This is a genomic window from Listeria fleischmannii subsp. fleischmannii LU2006-1 (genome assembly GCF_000344175.1).
Lineage (GTDB): Bacteria > Bacillota > Bacilli > Lactobacillales > Listeriaceae > Listeria > Listeria fleischmannii.
Window position 1 is genome coordinate 55580 of the sequence record NZ_ALWW01000009.1, and the last position, 19174, is coordinate 74753.

A 19174-nucleotide genomic window follows, 5' to 3' on the forward strand; every position below is an offset into this window, starting at 1 on the left:
CGCTAACCTCCTAGCTCATAAGACGTCTAACTGTGTAGACATCTGGAATTTGCTTAATTTTATCCACTACACGTTGTAAATGATTAATATTATGAATTTGAAGCGTTAAAACAAGTGTGGCCATTTTATTATTATCTACTTTGGCATTTACCCCATTAATATTGGATGTCAAACTATTAATAACTTGCAAAATATCATTTAAGAGGCCATTGCGGTTATACCCATATATCTCAATATCCACATTGTAATCATTTTTAGCCTGAAAATCAGCATCCTCCCACTCTACATCAATCAAACGTTCATCTTCAATAGACTGGACATTAGGACAATCAGAGCGGTGAATGGAAATCCCACGCCCTTTCGTAATATAGCCAACAATTTGATCACCGGGAACCGGATTACAACAACGCGACAAACGAATTAATAAATTTCCAACACCTTGCACAACAACACCCGCATTGTGCTTAATCTTAAGTTTTTCGTTGTTTGCCTCCGCCGTATTATTACGCGCTTCTGCTTGCGTGAGTAATTTTTCCGTTTGCTCCTCCTGCTCTCGCTCTTTCCGCTCTTTCTCCGTCAAACGATTGGCTACCTGAAGCGCCGTAATGCCGTTATACCCAACAGCTGCAAATAAATCATCTTCATGGGCAAAATTCAGCTTTTCAAGGAGGCGTCCGAGATTTTCGTTCGTCATAATCTTTTTCGGTTCAAAATCCAATTGACGAAGTTCTTTTTCAACCAAATCCCGGCCTTTTTCGACATTTTCTTCTTTCGCTTGCCGTTTGAAGAATTGACGGATTTTATTACGCGCTTGAGATGTCTGGACAAGTTTTAACCAATCACGACTTGGGCCATAGGAATGTTTCGACGTTAAAATGTCGATGATATCCCCCGTTTTCAGCTTATAATCTAAGGTTACAATCTTGCCATTCACTTTAGCCCCAATCGTTTTATTCCCAATTTCCGTATGAATGCGGTAGGCGAAATCAAGCGGAACAGATCCGTTTGGCAGCTCGTAAACATCGCCTTTTGGAGTAAAGACATAGACAACATCTGCAAATAAATCTAGCTTTAATGACTCCATAAACTCTTCCGCATTATCAGACTCATTTTGGTACTCTAAAATTTCACGGAACCATGTCATTTTATTATCAAAAGAAGTTTTGGAATTTACGACTTTGCCTTCTTTGTACGCCCAGTGCGCCGCAACCCCGTATTCAGCAATTTGATGCATCTCATGGGTCCGAATCTGGACTTCAAGAGGTTCACCTTGGGGACCAATTACCGTCGTATGAAGCGATTGATACATATTGGATTTTGGCATCGCAATATAATCTTTGAACCGGCCAGGCATCGGTTTCCATCGTGTGTGGATAACACCTAAAACCGCATAACAATCTTTAATACTGCTTACTAAAATTCGAACCGCTAATAAATCATAAATTTCATTAAATTGTTTATGTTGCTCGGACATTTTACGATAGATTGAATAAATGTGTTTAGGTCTACCAGATATATCCGCTTCAATGTGTAACTCATCTAAATTCTCTGAAACCCCGTCAATCACATCTTGTAAATAACGCTCTCTAGCACCGCGCTTTTGTTTCATCAAATGAACAATTCGGTAATACTGCTGCGGATTTAAATAGCGTAATGCTGTATCCTCAAGCTCCCATTTCACTCGGCTAATCCCAAGTCGATGCGCAAGCGGTGCAAAAATTTCAAGCGTTTCAGTCGAAATCCGACGCTGTTTTTCAACAGGTAAGTGTTTAAGTGTACGCATATTGTGCAGACGGTCAGCTAATTTGATTAAAATGACACGAATATCTTGTGCCATCGCAATGAACATTTTACGATGATTTTCAGCTTGTTGCTCCTCATGCGATTTATATTTAATTTTTCCAAGTTTAGTTACCCCATCAACGAGCATAGCCACTTCGGCACCAAATGCTTCTGATAAGTCTTCTAATGTTACCTCTGTATCTTCCACAACATCATGTAAAAAGCCAGCTGCGACCGTTTCAGGATCCATTCTAAGCTCCACAAGAATCCCCGCTACTTGTATTGGATGAATAATGTATGGCTCTCCCGATTTTCTAAACTGTTCACTATGTGAATCACGTGCAAATTCGTAAGCTTTCTTCACAATTTTTAAGTGATTTTCATTCATATAGTTGGAAGCCATTTCAATGACTTGTTCGGCTGTTAAATTTTGCTCTTTAGCCATCTTCATCCACCCCCTTTTTTTCCTTTATCTAAAAAAGATTCTTGCTAATATTATACACAACTAAAGTGGCTTTAGAAAGTAGTTTTCCTATATAGTCAGAAAAAAACCATCTTCTCAATAGAAAATGGTTTTTTTACTCAAAAGTCCATCAAAATTAAGCGATCATATCCGTTTAATTTTTTATGGCCTTCTAATTCCGTTAATTCAATTAAGAAAGCACAACCGACAACAATTCCGCCTAGCTTTTCTACTAACTTAATGGTCGCTTCAATCGTACCACCAGTAGCTAATAAGTCATCTGTAATTAAAACGCGTTGTCCAGGTTTAATCGCATCTTTATGCATGGTTAGTTTATTCGTACCATACTCTAATTCATATTCCATTTCAATCGTTTCACGTGGCAATTTACCTGGTTTACGAACAGGTGCAAAACCAATGCCTAGCGCATAAGCAACCGGGCAACCAATAATAAATCCACGTGCTTCAGGCCCAACAATTAAATCCACCGCTAGTTTTTCTGCATACTCGACAATTTGATCCGTCGCAAATTTATAAGCTTCACCATCGTTCATAAGTGGTGTAATATCCTTAAATACAATGCCTTCTTTTGGCCAATCATCTACGATTGCAACAAAATTTCTCAGTTCATTTAAATCCATGTTTACTCCTCCAAAGTCGGTAGGCACTTATGCCTCCATAATGCGCTTCATCCAGCTAAATAACTCATTAAAGCTCGCATAAAGCAGTTTTTCTCGCGTTGCTAGTTCTTGTTTTTTCGATTGATAAATTTCAGCTTCTTCTAAATTTCGTTTTCCAGAATGATCGTTAAGTAAAATCACGCCACTTTCTATTTTAACAAAATCTAGCTCAAAAAACACGTTTGACATAAAATCAATTTGGCCTTTACTCCATCCAAACTTTCGATTTAAAGCAGGACCATACTTTTCAAGCGAAAAAGGCTGATATTTTTTGATTAATGCATACAGGTCTTTAAATGCCTTTCGGTCTGGCAGTGCCTGAAACGCAGCGTCTTCTGATGCCCCAAAATGAACATAGATACGCTCAGGTTGGAATTTTTTCACAAAAGCTTCGACATGATGCACATCTTTTGGTAAATCCACAAATACGAGCTCGCGTGCTGACTCCCTATCGTCAGGCGTATACACGACATTCTCTGTCACTTTAGGAAGATTTTGGACCGTTTCTTTATTAAAACAAATGAAAACACGTTCGCGCTCAGATTCTGATAATAAGCGTTGCCATTCTGTTCGGTTACGTGCATCAAAAAGCTGAAATTGATCCACCTCAAGATCCATTAAGCGAAGTTGCGGTTTACGAATATTGTTCCATTCATTCACATTTAATTCGCCTACCAAACTAACTAGCGCATTTTGCGTCAAATTATCTGTTAAATCGCCTAAATTAAAACCAATACCGTCTAAAGACACACTTTGATCTGTGAGTACGGTTTTCAAATGTGTTTTATCCGCCCCAATCCGCTTCGTATCTTTCAAATAAAGGTCATTAAACTGAAAAATAGGCTTCACATTGCCAGTTCCAAATGGCGCCATCTTTTCGATCATTTGAATAAATTCAAGTGATACATCAGCTAATTCTAACGTATCTTCTACATAAAGTTCGCGCTTTATACCCGAAACATCTAACTGATCCCCTTCTTGGATCAAAGCCGTTTCAAGAGTATCTAAATTGTCAAGAGAGACGGTCATACCCGCCGCCATTGGATGCCCGCCAAACGCTTCTAGGAGTTCTCTATTTTTATCTAATTCCTGGTAAAGATGGAAATGAGGTACACTTCGTCCGGAACCTTTCGCGATGCGCTTTTCATCATCAATCGCAAGACAAATGACAGGACGATGATACTTTTCTACTAAACGCGACGCCACGATACCAAGAACGCCTAGATTCCAGTTTCTTTCAGCTACTAAAATCACACTTGGAATTTCACTTTTAGCCTCTAAAAGAGCAGTGGCTTCCGCTGTAATATCGCTCACTAACTTACGACGGTTCACATTCGCCTCATCAATTTCCTCGGCTAAATATTCGGCTTCTTCCTCTTCAAACGCAAGAAGGAGTTCTGCGGCTGGATCTGCTGCACCTAGGCGACCGATTGCATTTAGTCTTGGAGCGATGGCAAAACCTATCGTTTCTTCGTTTGCCTCCTCTAATTTCACCTTTGCTTTTGAAGCGAGAACTCGAAGACCTGTGTTAGGGTTTTCACGTAAAATTTGGAGTCCCTTTTGAACAAAAAGACGATTTTCATCCGTTAAAGATACAAGGTCCGCAACAGTTCCTACTGCTACTAAATCGAGTAAATGGGACGGCTCCTCGCCCAGTAGTGCATGAGAGAGCTTATAGCTAACGCCTACGCCTGCCAAATCTTCAAAAGGATAGTTGGAGTCAGGATGCTTCGGATGAATGACGGCAACGGCTTCTGGTAATGTCTCGCGCATTTCATGATGGTCTGTTATGATAACATCCATCCCGATTTCCTGAGCAAATTCCATCACCTCAAGAGCAGCAATCCCATTATCCACGGTGATAATTAAATCAAAGCCTTGATTTTTAATCATTTGAAAAGCTGTTTGATTAGGCCCATACCCTTCTGTAAAACGATTTGGAATATAAAACTGCACAAGTGCCCCTAAGCTTTCTAACGTCTTGTAGAGGACCGCGATACTCGTCACACCATCAGCATCATAATCCCCGTAAATCATAATTTTTTCACCCGCTGAAATAGCGGACTTAATGCGTTCTACAGCCTTTTCCATTTCTGCAAATAAAAAAGGATCATAACCCGTATATTTAGAGGGATTCATAAATTTATCATACTGTCCTTCAGTCGTAATCTTACGTTTTAAAAGCATTTTTGCAAGCGGAAGCGACACATTCAATTCCTGGGCTAAGTTTGTCACTTTTACAGCATCCACATCTTCGGTCTTCCATTTATATTTCGAATGAATCACAATTCCCCCACCTTTCAACCCTCCTATTATATCGAAAAACATCAGAAAAACCAATAGTAAAAAGCTCAAATCAAAATGATTTGAGCTTAGTATGCACCTTCACGCGTATAAAATGCACTTTAGTTTTCCTTTGGTGCCGTTGTATCTTGCGTGGTAGCTTCTCCAGCAGAATTCGTTTCTGCTTCATTTGTATCACGAATCGCAACGGTTGAATTTTTAGTTTTCATTGCTTTTGCGGCAGCAAGCTGACGTTCTAAGTCTGTTTTTTGTTCTTCTAGTTGTTTAATTTGTCTATTCATCCCCCGCACCTTACTAATATTTAGACAGAAAATAATTAAGCAACCAATAAGAACAGAGCCTAAAATTACTAAAATAAGAGGCCATTCTAGTTTTGCGAATAAGAAATTCACTTGTACGGATTCTACATTGATAATAGCAAATACAGCAATTAAAATAGCAAGGATAATCCCGACAATAACCTGCCACTGATTTTTCATAGTTCATCTCTCCTTTTTCATTTAACCATCTATTCCCCTTAGGAAAAGCCCTAAAACAAAGCCGGACAATTGTCCGGCTTCATCAGATTATTAGACCATTGGTTGTGATGGATTACGTCTTTTCTTTTTCTTAACTGTTGCGATTGGTCCCTTTTTATTCACTTGATGTGATTTAAAGACATACCATAGTTGCATAGCCATGAAAATGGACGAGAATACACTTGATATTAGACCAACGAGTAAAGCAATTGAGAAACTTAGAATCGATTCGCTACCAAATGCAACAAGTGCTACTACAGTGAAAATAACTGTCAAGATTGTATTAATCGAGCGGGTGAACGTTTGACGTAGCCCGTGATTAACAGCAAATGCAACATCTTCTTTTGTTTTATAGCGTCCCATCTTACGACCAATATCACGGATACGGTCGGCTGTTACAATGGTATCATTTATCGAATAACCGATAACCGTTAGGACCGCAGCAATAAAGGTTAAATCAACCTCAATCTGGAATATACTAAAGAATATAAAGATTGTAAAGGCGTCAAAGAGCAGTGATAATATCGCGGCAATCCCCATATAAAATTCGAAGCGAATCGCAATATAAATGACAATCAACACCGAAGCAATGGCTAGCGCGTATAAACCATTTTTAGCAAGTTCCTTACCTACAGTTGGCGTTACAGTACTAATGCTTGGTTCATGCTTATATTCTTTTTCAAAATGCGTTTTGAATTTCGCGATTTCGTCTTGAGACAGGGCACCTTTATAAGATACAACTGCCGTCTTATTGTCTTTACCTTGGAACACAATATTATCAGAAGGCATATTGATATCATCTAAATCTTTCTTCACTTGTTCTTCCGTTAGTGGTGAGTTTGAAGTAATTTCTGCTCTCGTACCACTCGCGAAATCAATACCTAGATTGAGTTTAAACACACTTAGAACGACAATTCCAACCACAACAATTCCTGTAAAGATCCAGAGGAATAAACGATGGTTTTTAACGAAATCAAAACGATCAAATGGTGTTTTTAAGTCATAGGTGCTAATCCCGTCATGCAGGTTATGAATGGCACTCGGTTTAACACTAAAGACGCGTGGTTTATTATTTAGTGCATTACTCTTAACTAATAAGCCGAGTAACACACGAGAACCCCAAACCGCTGTTAGGAAGCTGACTAAGATACTAATAATAAGCACTGTCGCAAAACCTTTAATCGAACTTGTTCCGAAATAGAACAAGACACAAGCAACTAGAAGGGTCGAAATATTTCCATCGAAAATGGCACGGAAGGCTTCTTTACCCCCAACTTCAAATGCCGCTTTCGTCGACCTCCCCACTTTGAGCTCCTCTTTTATCCGCTCGTAGGTAATAACGTTCGCGTCGACCGCCATCCCTATCCCGAGTATGAGCCCGGCAATACCTGGTAGTGTAAGTGTTGCATTAAGCAGAGCAAGTACAAGTAAAACGATATACGTATACGCTACAAGTGTGACACATGCAATAATCCCAGGAATACGGTATACAAGCATCATAAAGATAAAGATAGCTGCAACTCCGATAATCCCTGCTAAAATTGTTTCATCAAGCGCATCTTGTCCAAACTGTGCCCCAACAGATGTCGAATAAACTTCAGTCATCTTAACAGGAAGTGCACCTGAATTTAGTAAGTTCGCCAAATCCTTCGCTTCTTCTACAGTAAAGCTACCAGAAATTTCAACCTTGTTTGTGTCTAAAACTTGGTTTACATTTGGTGCGGATAAGTAGGCAGGATCTTTTTTAGTTTTCTCTGTTTCGTATTTTTGGCCTTCTTTCCAGTCTAACCAAATAACAAGTTGGTTATTAGGCTTTTCAGCCAAAATCGTTTTTGTTACATCAGCAAACTTATCAGCACTTTTTAGTTTCAGTGTAACAATCGGTTGATTATTTTGGTCAAAAGCCTGTTTAGCTCCACCAGGAACTAAGTCCGAGCCATCCATCATCAGTTTATCTTTCGCGTCTCTAAAAGAAAGTTCCGCTGTTGTAGATAGCATTTTTCGAGCTTCGTTTTGATCCGTTACCCCAGCAAGCTGGACACGAATACGATTATTTCCTTCAATTGTGATGCTAGGCTCAGCTACGCCGATACTATTAATACGGCGGTCGAGGGCACTTACCGTATCCGTAAGTGTCTGCTTAGTCACCTCACCTTTTCCAGAAGCAGGTTCTACTTGATAAAGCACTTCAAATCCGCCCTGTAAATCTAGTCCCAGATTAATATTTTGTAAAACCATTTTCCCTGTACTGAAAACGACCCCAAAAATAATAGCCACAACTAGGAAGAAGGTTACTAACCTACTTTTCTTAATCATTTCTTTTCCTCCCTCATCTAAACCATGAAATGCTATTTAGAAAGCTCTTCCAATGACGCTACATCATCATCCGGTTTTTCTGTTTCAAACGTTTCATTACTTGTGCTAGCACTAATTGCTGGCCCTTTAGATGCTTTTGTAATAAAGTCCATTAATTGTCCAATGTTCATCTGCATGATGTCATTCACACGCTCATGCAAATTTGGAGTGGGGTTTTTAGCCCATTTAACTTCTGTTAAAAATGACCATATATGTTCTGGTTTGATTTCTCTATAACTAAGAAGATGGAAATCTTCCACTTTAATTAAAATAGCTGGTTCCAAACTTTCATACCAGTCTTCGTGCCTCATCGCACTTCCCCTCCTCATTTTACAATCAACTATTCCCATTTTATCTAAAAAATGGCCAAATGAAAAGTAGAAAGTGAAAAATCCACATAAATGACACATTTATTCTTGAAAATACTAGATTCAATTGGTGATTTTCATACGTTCTGGTCCTTTTTCTTTTTATATAAAAAAGAACCGCCCTAGTTTTGACTAGAACGGATCTTTATTATTTTTCTTCGGTTTCTTTTGCTTCTTCTTCGACAGGCTCAACTGGTGCTACTGCAGGTGCAGTATTTCCTTTTTCAAGAACTGTACGAATCGCATTGCGGTCAAAAGTAAGTTTTGTATTGCCTGCTTTAAGCACAACAGTACCATCTTCAATTGCCTCAACTACTCCGTGAAGACCACCAATCGTAATGATTTTGTCTCCTTTTGCTAAACTATTTTGCATGTTTGTTACTTCTTTTTGACGTTTTTGCTGTGGTCTAATTAGTAAGAAGTAGAACAAAACAATCATCAAAATAATTGGAATAAACGCTGTTAAAGTACCCAAAAATTGTCAGCTCCTTTAAAAAGTTATTTATTAAAAATTTTTCGCATTTGGCCCATTAAAGCCATATTGCTCAAAAAATTCTTCCCTGAATTCAAGCAAACGATCATGACGAATTGCGTCACGAACTTGCTTCATTAAGTTTAACAGAAAATGTAAATTATGATAAGTCGTAAGTCTTATTCCAAATGTTTCATCACAGCGAATTAAATGGCGGATGTAAGCTCTGGAATAGTTTTGACAAGTATAACATGAACAGTTTTCATCAAGTGGACCAAAATCATTCGCGAATTTCGCATTTTTAATAACAAGACGACCGTTTGAAGTCATACAAGTCCCATTTCTCGCAATACGTGTTGGTAACACACAATCAAACATATCAATGCCGCGTATAACCCCGTCAATCAGTGAATCTGGCGAACCAACGCCCATTAAATAGCGGGGCTTTCCACTTGGGAGAAAAGGGGTTGTGAATTCAAGTACTTCATTCATCACATCTTTTGGCTCTCCAACAGAAAGTCCACCGATGGAGTATCCCGGGAAATCAAGCGAGACCAAATCTTCCGCGCTTTGACGTCGCAAGTCTTCATATGCTCCCCCTTGAACGATACCAAATAGTCCTTGAATGTCAGGCTTCATATGTGCTTTTAAGCCACGTTCAGCCCATCTTGAGGTCCGCTCCACAGAACGTTTCATATAGTCATGTGTAGCCGGATAAGGCGGGCACTCGTCAAAGCTCATCATAATGTCTGAGCCGAGTGCATTTTGAATTTGAATAGCTTTCTCTGGGGATAAGAACAGTTTATCGCCGTTTAAGTGATTACGGAAATGAACGCCTTCTTCTTTAATATCACGCATATCACTTAAACTAAACACTTGGAAACCGCCTGAATCGGTCAAAATAGGCTGGTCCCAGTTCATAAATTTATGTAACCCTCCAGCTTGTTCGATAAGTTGTTCTCCAGGTCTAAGCCATAAATGATAGGTATTACTTAAAATAACGCCTGCCCCCATTTTTTTTAGTTCCTCTGGAGACATCGTTTTTACCGTGGCCTGCGTACCGACAGGCATAAACATAGGTGTATCAAACGTACCGTGCGGAGTGTGTAACTTACCTAACCTCGCACCTGTTTTTTTATCAGTTTTAATTAATTCATAACGAATCGCTGTCATGTGTTACCTCTTTCTTTTTTCTCTACTAAAATAGCATAACGAAAACAAGCGCAGAAAACAAGGTTTTTCACAAAATTAATGAATAAACATCGCATCGCCAAAACTAAAAAAGCGATATTTAGCTTCTACAGCATGATGATATGCATTTAAAATATTTTCACGTGTTGAAAGAGCAGAAACTAGCATAATTAACGTGGATTTTGGTAAGTGGAAATTCGTGATGAGGCATCCACTGCTTTAAATGTATAGCCCGGGAAAATAAAAATGTCTGTCCAACCGGAATCTGCTTGTAGTTCGCCGTCAAATTTCGTGGCAATGGTTTCAAGTGTTCGAATCGAAGTTGTCCCAACCGCCACAATTTTTTTACCATTTGCCTTAACCTCGTTTAATATGGCCGCTGTCTCAGCATTTAAACGATAAAATTCCGAATGCATCTTATGATTTTCTGTGTCACTTACGTCTACTGGTCGAAATGTGCCAAGGCCAACATGTAGCGTCACGAAACATATATGAATCCCTTTTTTCCGAATCGTCTCTAAAAGTTCTTCTGTAAAATGTAGCCCAGCTGTTGGGGCAGCCGCCGAACCATTTTCTTTCGCATAAACGGTTTGATAACGATCTTGATCACTTAACTGCTCCTTAATATAGGGAGGTAGCGGCATTTCGCCGAGGTTTTCTAAAATCTCATAAAAAATACCTGTATAATGAAACTCAAGTATTCGACCACCATGTTCAAGCTCTTCCGTACAAATCGCCGTGAGTTCCCCTTCACCAAACGAAATTTTCGCCCCAACGCGAATTCGCTTAGCCGGTTTTACAAGCGTTTCCCACTTATTGCCCTCTTTTTGTTTTAACAAAAGCACTTCGATATGGGCACCCGTCTCCTCTTTAATGCCGTGGAGGCGAGCAGGTAAAACGCGCGTGTCGTTTAAAACAAGCGCATCCCCTTCATTTAAATAATCAATAATATTCGTAAACTTTTCATCACTGATATCGCCTGTCGTTTTATCGAGTACCATAAGACGACTAGATGTCCGATCAAGTAGCGGAGTCTGCGCAATGAGTGACTCTGGTAAATCAAAATCAAAATCTTCTACTTTCATTCCATGACACCTTTTTCATTTTTAATTCCAAAATGGTCATACGCCAGTTGTGTAGCGAGTCGACCTCTTGGTGTACGTTGCAAAAAGCCAATTTGCAATAAATACGGCTCATGCATATCTTCAATCGTTTCACGTTCCTCACCAATACTCGCAGAAATGGTATCCAGTCCAACTGGTCCCCCACGAAATGATGTCATAATCGTTTTTAAAAGTTTTTGATCAATCGTATCCAGTCCTCGTGGATCAACTCTAAGTAAAGTGAGGGCATCTTTTGCGACATCATATGAAACAAGCCCGTCTCCTTTGACTTCCGCAAAGTCACGTACGCGTTTTAACAATCGATTTGCAATCCGCGGGGTTCCTCTTGAACGTCTGGCAAGCTCAAGCGCACCATCTCTATTAATCTCAGTTGTTAAAATCTTAGCAGTTCGTAAAATAATGTCCATCAGTTGTTCTTCCGTATAAAACTCCAAATGATCAATCACACCAAAACGATCGCGCAGTGGCGCTGATAACTGGCCAGCACGCGTTGTCGCACCGATTAATGTAAATGGTGGTAAATCAAGACGGACTGACCTAGCAGAAGGACCATTTCCAATAACAATATCTAAGCAATAATCTTCCATCGCAGGATAAAGTACTTCTTCAATGGATTTAGATAGCCGGTGAATTTCATCAATGAAAAGAACATCCCCAGGTTCAAGTGACGTTAAAATGGTCGCCAAATCCCCTGGACGCTCAATAGCTGGACCGCTTGTTGTTCTAATATTTGTGCCAAGTTCATTTGCGATAACCATTGCAAGCGTTGTTTTCCCTAAACCAGGAGGGCCATATAAAAGCACATGATCAAGCGCTTCTTCTCTTCTTCTTGCTGCTTCAATAAAAATACTTAGATTATGCTTCACCTTATCTTGACCAATATATTCTGCTAAGAACTGTGGCCGTAAGCTTGTTTCAAACGATATTTCTTCATGACTGACATTTTCAGAAGAAACGATACGCTCATCCATGCCACAAACCTCCTTAATTTGTCATTAACTTTAAAGCTAACTTTATATATTCATCACTCGTCATGATTTCCTCAGTTAGTTTCGGAATGATTTTTTTAAGTTCCCGCTCACTATACCCAAGTGCCTGCAGCGCAAGAATTGCTTCTTCAAGCTGAGGATTCAGGCCATCTGTAATCTCTTTTTGGGGAGTAAAATGGGGAATCTCACTTGTTACAACGTCGCCTAGTTTTCCTTTTAAATCAAGAATAATCTGACGCGCTGTTTTTTTCCCAACGCTTGGGAATTTAGTTAGATACACATCATCTTCTATTTCAATGGCATTAATTAACTGGGTGGCATCTCCTGCCGCTGTAATCGCGAGTGCGCTTTTAGGACCTATCCCAGAGACGCCGAGTAGTTTTTTAAATAAATAGCGTTCTTCGGTCGTTTGAAAGCCAAATAAAGTAATATTATCTTCGCGTACATGTTGGTATAAATAAACTTTTGCTTCTTTTCCTTCTGAAGCTGAAAAAGCAAAGGGATTTCCGGCCACAATTTGATAACCAATTCCGTAAACTTCTACAACTACATACTCTGGTGTAATGGCCGTAACTTGGCCTTTCATATAATCATACACGTTCATTCGTCCTTTCTGTCATGCCCATATCTTTCATGATAGCATATTACGAACATTTGTGCTAACAAAGCTATTACAAAAGCGCAATACTATCTTTAATCACACGAGCAGAATTTTGAAAGGCTTCTCTTTCAGCATTATCTAATTTTAATTCAATGATTTCTTTCACACCATCTTGATTTAAAACCGCAGGAACTCCAATCGCTAATCCATTCTCTCCGTATTCGCCTTCTAAAATACAAGAAACGGTCAAAGCCCGCTGACTGCCACTAAAAATATGTCGGCATATCTCGACAATCGTGCCCCCGATTCCGTATTCCGTGCAACCTTTTTGGTGATAAATTTCAAAACCCGTATCACGAGCAATCTCGCCAACTCGTTTTAAATCAAGAGACTCACCTAGTTTCTCCAAGCTATATTCATTCACCGATTTCCCGTAAATGGAGGAGTGCGACCATACTGGAAACTGCGAATCACCGTGTTCTCCTAAAATAAAGGCATCAATGCTTTGTGCAGCAATATCAAGTCGTTCTGCTAAAAGGCGGCGAAGTCTCGTTGTATCTAACCAGACGCCTGTACCTAAAACGCGATTTTTCGGCAATCCAGATAATTTCCAAACTTGATACGTAATAATATCGCAAGGGTTTGTAGCCACTAAGAAAATGCCATTAAAGCCGCCTTTCATCATTTCCGGGACAATACTCGCTACAATTTTAGACGTGCTCTTTTGTTCATCAAGCCGAGTTTGTCCTTCTTTTAACGCTCCAGCAGTTACAGTAATCACTGCAATATCAACATCCGAACAGTCACTTGCATCCCGAACGGAAATATCCATTTTCCCCGGCATAAATGCAGCTGCATCCGCTAAGTCTTTCCGATTTCCTTCTACTCGGTCTTGATTTATGTCAACTAAAATCAGCTCTTCAATAAAACGTTGATTAACAAAAGCATGTGCGGCAGCAGTGCCCACATTTCCTGCTCCAATAATCATAACTTTCCGTGGTTTCATTCTTTTACTTCCCTTCTACTTTTCACTCTCGATTTCTATTTTACAAAAAAAGGAGAAGCTTCTGCAATAGGTAAAACTTACTTTAAGAAGAAACGCACGATGTTTTCCCGGTGCTTAGAGTTCGGATAACGAAACTTCATATCAAAAGCATTCGTCTGACGAAGCACACTTTTTTCATGCGAAAAAGTTCTAAAACTAGCTTCCCCGTGATAATTTCCCATACCACTATCGCCCACACCGCCAAATGGCAAATACGGTGTCGAAATATGCATCAGTGTATCATTTATACATACACCCCCAGAAGAAGTGTTAAAAATAAACTTCCGCTCAATTTCGCGACTTGTCGTAAAGAGATAAAGGGCAAGCGGTTTAGGTCTCTCACGAATGAAAAGAATCACATCCTGAACCTCTGTAAAACGTTTTAAAGGTAAAATCGGCCCAAAAATTTCCTCCTGCATCACGGGACTATAAACATCAGGCTCCTCCAAAAGATAAGGCGCCATTTTTAACTTTGCTTCATCAACCTTCGCATCTGGCGCATAACTTAAAAGCCGTTTAAAATGCGCCTCATTAACAATCCTACCATATTCCGGATGCTCAAGCGGGTTATCACCATATAAGTCCGAAATAGCAGCTTCTAAGGCCATTTTAAACGCATCATAAACTTCATCTTGAACAAAACAATAATCAGGCGCAATACAAGTCTGCCCCGCATTTAACCATTTCCCAAATGCCACACGTTTGGCCGCAAGCTGGATATTCGCATCTTTTGTAATAATAAGCGGGCTTTTACCGCCCAGTTCAAGTGTAACAGGCGTTAAATGCGTTGCCGCTTTTTGCATGACAATTTTTCCAACATGAGTCGAACCCGTAAAGAAAATATAATCTTGTTTTTGTTCCAGTAATTCCGTTGTCGTCTCCACGCCTCCGTTTACAACAGCAATAATTTCTTCACGAAAGCGCGATAAAACATGCTCCAGAACAAGGGCGGTTTGTGGCGCAAGTTCGGATGGCTTTAGAATCACTGTATTTCCTGCTGCAATGGCCCCGATTAATGGCGAAAGCGCTAATTGATACGGATAATTCCACGGCGCAATGACTAAAACCGTCCCGTAAGGTTCTTTGTGAATAAACCCTTTCGATCCAAGATGCGTGACACTTGTTTTTACTTTTTCGGCACGCATCCATTTTTTTAAATGTTTTAAAGCAAAAGAAATCTCTTCATAAATAATCCCAATTTCTGTCATATAAGCTTCTGAACTGCTTTTTCCAAGATCTTTTTGTAGTGCTTCTAAAAACAGATTTTCATTTTCATGAAGTAACATTTTTAAATTTTCGAGTGTTGTTTTTCGGTGTAAATAACTCTTTGTATGCCCTTCGTCAAAGTAACTTTTTTGTCGGTTCATAATTTCACTACTTTGCATGATTTTCTCCTCCTAAAAAAGGCACCTACAATAAAGGTGCCTGGTGTTTAGTCTTGAAACGCATTCGTATAGACGTCTTGTACATCATCATCGTCTTCTAATAAACTAATCATTTTTTCAAATTCAGCTTGCTTATTCTCTGGAATTTTTTGATAAATAGTTGGTATCATCGTTAATTCTGCTGCTTCAAATGTAAGCCCAGCATTTTCTAACTGTTCTTTTACTGAAAGAAAATCGGTTGGCTCGGTGAAAATTTCAAAAGCCTCATCACTCGTTAGAATATCTTCAGCTCCTGCATCAATCGCAAGTAACATTAGTTCATCTTCGCTTAAATCCAAATTTTCACGAAACAAAACGAGGTAACCCTTCCGATTAAAAAGATAAGACACACTACCTGTTTCGCCTAAACTTCCGCCATTTTTATTAAAAGCAACGCGCACATTCGTACTCGTACGATTTTTATTATCCGTCAGCGCGTGCACCAAAATAGCAACCCCAGAAGGGCCATATCCCTCGTAAGAAACTTCATCATAGTTTTCCCCCCGATTGATTTCCGCTAGCCTTTTGAATGGCACGGTCGATATTATCATTTGGCATATTCGCCGCTTTTGCCTTATCCATGACAAGTCTTAGCGCAGGATTTAACGCAGGATCAGGACCATTCTTTGCCGCTACATAAATTTCCTTTGCAAGCTTTTGAAAAATTTTCGCTCGTTTTGAATCTTGTGCATTTTTTCTGCCTTGAATATTCTTCCATTTTGAATGCCCCGCCACCGCGCTTCACGCTCCTTTTATTCGTTATTAAAAGTGTAACGCATTCAAACTAGTGACGCAAGTTAATCGGTACATAAAAAAGAAAGCGTCAGGACAAGTCCCAACGCTTTCTTTTATTTCGCGTATTCAACAGCTCTTGTTTCCCGAATCACAGTTACTTTAATGTGACCAGGGTAATCAAGTTCTTCCTCAATACGTTTACGAATATCTCTAGCTAAACGATATGATGCTAAATCATCAATTTCGTCTGGCTCAACCATAATCCGAACTTCACGTCCAGCTTGAATGGCATACGATTTTTCAACACCCTCGTAAGATTCCGAAATTTCTTCCAGTTTTTCTAAACGGCGAATGTAATTTTCAAGTGTTTCACTACGTGCGCCTGGTCTAGCAGCAGAAAGCGCATCTGCAGCAGCAACTAAAACAGCAATGACAGACGTTGGTTCAGTATCCCCGTGGTGGGAAGCAATACTGTTAATCACAACATCATTTTCTTTATATTTCGTTGCTAATTCGACACCAATTTCAACGTGGCTTCCCTCTATTTCATGGTCAATCGCTTTCCCAATATCATGAAGGAGACCCGCGCGTTTTGCCAGTGTCACATCTTCGCCAAGTTCACCAGCTAAAATACCAGCGAGTTTGGCAACTTCTAGAGAATGATTTAAAACATTTTGTCCGTAACTTGTACGGTAACGTAAGCGACCTAATATTTTAATTAAGTCTGGGTGAATCGAATGGATACCAATTTCAAAAGTAGCTTGTTCGCCGACTTCGCGAATATGTTCATCCACTTCTTTTCTTGCTTTATCCACCATTTCTTCAATCCGTGCAGGGTGAATTCGACCATCTTGAACTAATTTTTCTAGTGCAATTCGTGCAATTTCACGACGAATTGGATCAAAACCAGATAAAATAACAGCTTCTGGTGTATCATCAATAATTAAATCGATACCCGTTAGCGTCTCAAGAGTACGAATATTTCGTCCTTCACGACCAATAATTCGACCTTTCATTTCATCGTTTGGAAGTGTGACGACAGATACAGTCGTTTCAGCAACATGATCTGCTGCACAGCGTTGAATGGCAAGTGATAAAATGTTTTTCGCTTTCTTGTCCGCTTCTTCCTTCGCCTTGTTTTCTGATTCTTTCACCATAATGGCTGTGTCATGTGAAAGCTCTTCTTCTACTTGGTTAAGGATGACTTTTTTCGCTTCTTCCTTAGTGAGTGCGGAAATGCGTTCGAGCTCATCTTGCTCTTTTTGAATCATCTCATCAATTTTGCTTTCCTTCTCTTCAATATGTTGTTGTCGTTTACTGATATTCTCCTCTTTTTTCTCGAGTGTACCTTCTCTTTTACTTAAAGAAGTATCTTTACGGTCGAGGTTTTCCTCCCTTTGCAATAAGCGATTTTCTTGTTTTTGTAACTCTCCTCTTCGCCCACGAAGTTCATTTTCGATTTCAGTACGTACCTTATGGCTCTCTTCTTTCGCTTCAAGCAGTGCTTCTTTTTTTGTTGTCTCCGCTTCTTTTTTAGCATCTTCAACAATAAGTTCAGCTGTTCCGCGAGCAGCAACTAGTTTCTTTTCAGAACTAGCTTTATAAATAAGTGAGCCGACAACCAAACCGACGATTAAGAAAAGCAAACCGGAGATGATTGCGACTACTACGATCATCCTTACACCTCCTTTGCTATTCAATTTTCGTTATCATTATGTCGGTGGCCAAAAATGATTGGCACAAAGTGTATTTTTCATCATTAATCGGATGACTCCGATTTTACTAAAAAGCATTTTTTATTTTCCATCCGTACTCTTTAGCAATGTAAAATATACATTCTAATTTTATAGTTGAATATACGTATTGTCAAGGAAAGGGCAAAATTCTACAAAATAAAGTTATAAAAAATACTTTTCTACTTCATAAACGTAAAAAACCTGTTTATAGCAAGCCATAAACAAGTTTTTTACCTTCTTATTCTTCTTCTAAAAGATTAAATTCTTCATCCGCATCTGGAGCACTCGCTTGTTCGCCTGTTACATCAATATCATATTCCATACGAACGCGTTTTGAAATTTCATCACGAATTTCTGGATGCTCTTTCAAGAATTGTTTCGCATTTTCACGACCTTGTCCAATACGTTCTTCATTATAAGAATACCAAGAACCACTCTTATTGATTACATCCACTTCAGAAGCCATATCAACAAGTTCACCTTCACGAGAAATCCCTTCACCGTACATAATATCAACTTCCGCCACACGGAAAGGTGGTGCTACTTTATTTTTTACAACTTTAATTTTTGTTTTATTACCAATAACATCCGTACCTTGTTTTAATTGTTCGGCACGACGCACTTCTAAACGAACAGTGGAATAAAATTTCAATGCACGCCCACCAGGAGTTGTTTCCGGATTACCGAACATCACACCCACTTTTTCACGAATTTGGTTAATGAAAATCGCAATAGTTTTTGATTTGTTAATAACACCAGATAATTTACGCAAAGCTTGAGACATTAAACGTGCTTGAAGACCAACATGGGCATCTCCCATTTCCCCTTCAATTTCAGCACGTGGAACAAGCGCTGCTACTGAGTCAATAACCAAAATATCTACTGCACCACTTCTTACAAGCGCTTCAGCAATTTCAAGTGCTTGCTCGCCTGTATCTGGTTGTGATAGCAATAGCTCATCAATATTAACGCCTAAATTTTTAGCATAAGTTGGGTCTAAAGCATGTTCTGCATCAATAAATGCAGCCGTTCCGCCTTGCTTTTGTACTTCTGCAATGGCATGGAGCGCAACCGTTGTTTTACCAGAACTTTCTGGACCATATGTTTCAATAATTCGACCTCTAGGATAGCCACCTACCCCCAATGCGATGTCAAGGGCTAACGATCCACTTGACACAGTGGATATATTTTGATCGCTATGTTCCCCTAACTTCATAATCGAACCTTTACCAAATTGTTTTTCAATAGATTTTAGTGCTTGGTCTAACGCAGCTTGACGATCGTTCACATTATTGCCTCCTCTATATATATCTCATTCCATTATTCATTCAATCCAATTCCCTTAACTATAAATTCCATCAAATAACTATACTTAATTCATTCAATA

Annotated in this window: 14 protein-coding genes and 2 pseudogenes; all 16 read right to left on the minus strand. The window is 39.3% G+C overall.

Annotated elements, in window-relative coordinates; all coding sequences use genetic code 11:
- Positions 1–10 precede the first annotated feature (10 nt).
- The 16 genes and pseudogenes from LFLEISCH_RS04440 to recA all read right to left on the minus strand — a co-directional run bounded on the left by LFLEISCH_RS04440 (position 11) and on the right by recA (position 19075).
- Positions 11–2227: a RelA/SpoT family protein gene (locus LFLEISCH_RS04440; RefSeq protein WP_007473442.1), complete on the minus strand. Its 2217-nt coding sequence runs from the start codon at positions 2225–2227 to the stop codon at positions 11–13.
- A 137-nt stretch (positions 2228–2364) separates the two neighbouring features.
- Positions 2365–2886, minus strand: a complete 522-nt coding sequence (locus tag LFLEISCH_RS04445; protein ID WP_007473444.1) for an adenine phosphoribosyltransferase — start codon at positions 2884–2886, stop codon at positions 2365–2367.
- Positions 2887–2913: 27 nt separating this feature from the next.
- Positions 2914–5211 carry a single-stranded-DNA-specific exonuclease RecJ gene (gene recJ, locus LFLEISCH_RS04450; RefSeq protein ID WP_143211950.1) on the minus strand — a complete coding sequence of 766 codons (2298 nt, stop codon included), beginning with the start codon at positions 5209–5211 and terminating at the stop codon, positions 2914–2916.
- A gap of 119 nt (positions 5212–5330) precedes the next feature.
- Positions 5331–5708, minus strand: coding sequence for a LapA family protein (locus LFLEISCH_RS04455; RefSeq protein ID WP_007473449.1), 378 nt, complete (start codon positions 5706–5708; stop codon positions 5331–5333).
- A 90-nt stretch (positions 5709–5798) separates the two neighbouring features.
- Positions 5799–8063, minus strand: coding sequence for a protein translocase subunit SecDF (gene secDF / locus LFLEISCH_RS04460; RefSeq protein WP_007473451.1), 2265 nt, complete (start codon positions 8061–8063; stop codon positions 5799–5801).
- 32 nt (positions 8064–8095) lie between these two features.
- Positions 8096–8413: a post-transcriptional regulator gene (locus tag LFLEISCH_RS04465; RefSeq protein WP_007473453.1), complete on the minus strand. Its 318-nt coding sequence runs from the start codon at positions 8411–8413 to the stop codon at positions 8096–8098.
- A 205-nt stretch (positions 8414–8618) separates the two neighbouring features.
- On the minus strand, positions 8619–8945 hold the full coding sequence (gene yajC, locus LFLEISCH_RS04470; RefSeq protein ID WP_007473454.1) for a preprotein translocase subunit YajC: 327 nt from the start codon (positions 8943–8945) through the stop codon (positions 8619–8621).
- 30 nt (positions 8946–8975) lie between these two features.
- Entirely contained in the window at positions 8976–10115 is a 1140-nt protein-coding gene (gene tgt / locus LFLEISCH_RS04475; RefSeq protein WP_007473456.1) for a tRNA guanosine(34) transglycosylase Tgt, read from the minus strand.
- Between the two features lie 75 nt (positions 10116–10190).
- Positions 10191–11218, minus strand: a pseudogene (gene queA, locus LFLEISCH_RS04480) (tRNA preQ1(34) S-adenosylmethionine ribosyltransferase-isomerase QueA).
- Entirely contained in the window at positions 11215–12228 is a 1014-nt protein-coding gene (gene ruvB / locus LFLEISCH_RS04485; RefSeq protein ID WP_007473460.1) for a Holliday junction branch migration DNA helicase RuvB, read from the minus strand. Before ruvB ends, queA begins: the two are co-directional and overlap by 4 nt.
- A 13-nt stretch (positions 12229–12241) precedes the next feature.
- Positions 12242–12844: a Holliday junction branch migration protein RuvA gene (ruvA, locus tag LFLEISCH_RS04490; RefSeq protein WP_007473462.1), complete on the minus strand. Its 603-nt coding sequence runs from the start codon at positions 12842–12844 to the stop codon at positions 12242–12244.
- Positions 12845–12917: 73 nt separating this feature from the next.
- Entirely contained in the window at positions 12918–13853 is a 936-nt protein-coding gene (locus tag LFLEISCH_RS04495) for an L-lactate dehydrogenase (protein ID WP_007473464.1), read from the minus strand.
- Positions 13854–13930: 77 nt separating this feature from the next.
- Entirely contained in the window at positions 13931–15277 is a 1347-nt protein-coding gene (locus LFLEISCH_RS04500; RefSeq protein WP_007473465.1) for an aldehyde dehydrogenase, read from the minus strand.
- Between the two features lie 47 nt (positions 15278–15324).
- Positions 15325–16051: pseudogene (locus LFLEISCH_RS04505) on the minus strand (YebC/PmpR family DNA-binding transcriptional regulator).
- Between the two features lie 113 nt (positions 16052–16164).
- Complete coding sequence (gene rny / locus LFLEISCH_RS04510) at positions 16165–17727, minus strand: ribonuclease Y (RefSeq protein ID WP_007473471.1); 1563 nt, start codon at positions 17725–17727, stop codon at positions 16165–16167.
- A gap of 298 nt (positions 17728–18025) precedes the next feature.
- Positions 18026–19075 (minus strand): recombinase RecA, encoded by a 1050-nt coding sequence (recA, locus tag LFLEISCH_RS04515; protein WP_007473473.1) that lies wholly within the window; start codon positions 19073–19075, stop codon positions 18026–18028.
- Positions 19076–19174 lie beyond the last annotated feature (99 nt).

Bases quoted from the DNA above. Each gene is read 5' to 3' on its own strand.
- LFLEISCH_RS04455 (WP_007473449.1), bottom strand. From the start codon at position 5,708: ATGAAAAATCAGTGGCAGGTTATTGTCGGGATTATCCTTGCTATTTTA.
- secDF (WP_007473451.1), bottom strand. From the start codon at position 8,063: ATGATTAAGAAAAGTAGGTTAGTAACCTTCTTCCTAGTTGTGGCTATT.
- LFLEISCH_RS04495 (WP_007473464.1), bottom strand. From the start codon at position 13,853: ATGAAACCACGGAAAGTTATGATTATTGGAGCAGGAAATGTGGGCACT.
- LFLEISCH_RS04440 (WP_007473442.1), bottom strand. From the start codon at position 2,227: ATGGCTAAAGAGCAAAATTTAACAGCCGAACAAGTCATTGAAATGGCT.
- LFLEISCH_RS04465 (WP_007473453.1), bottom strand. From the start codon at position 8,413: ATGAGGCACGAAGACTGGTATGAAAGTTTGGAACCAGCTATTTTAATT.
- LFLEISCH_RS04500 (WP_007473465.1), bottom strand. From the start codon at position 15,277: ATGCAAAGTAGTGAAATTATGAACCGACAAAAAAGTTACTTTGACGAA.
- ruvB (WP_007473460.1), bottom strand. From the start codon at position 12,228: ATGGATGAGCGTATCGTTTCTTCTGAAAATGTCAGTCATGAAGAAATA.
- rny (WP_007473471.1), bottom strand. From the start codon at position 17,727: ATGATCGTAGTAGTCGCAATCATCTCCGGTTTGCTTTTCTTAATCGTC.
- tgt (WP_007473456.1), bottom strand. From the start codon at position 10,115: ATGACAGCGATTCGTTATGAATTAATTAAAACTGATAAAAAAACAGGT.
- LFLEISCH_RS04445 (WP_007473444.1), bottom strand. From the start codon at position 2,886: ATGGATTTAAATGAACTGAGAAATTTTGTTGCAATCGTAGATGATTGG.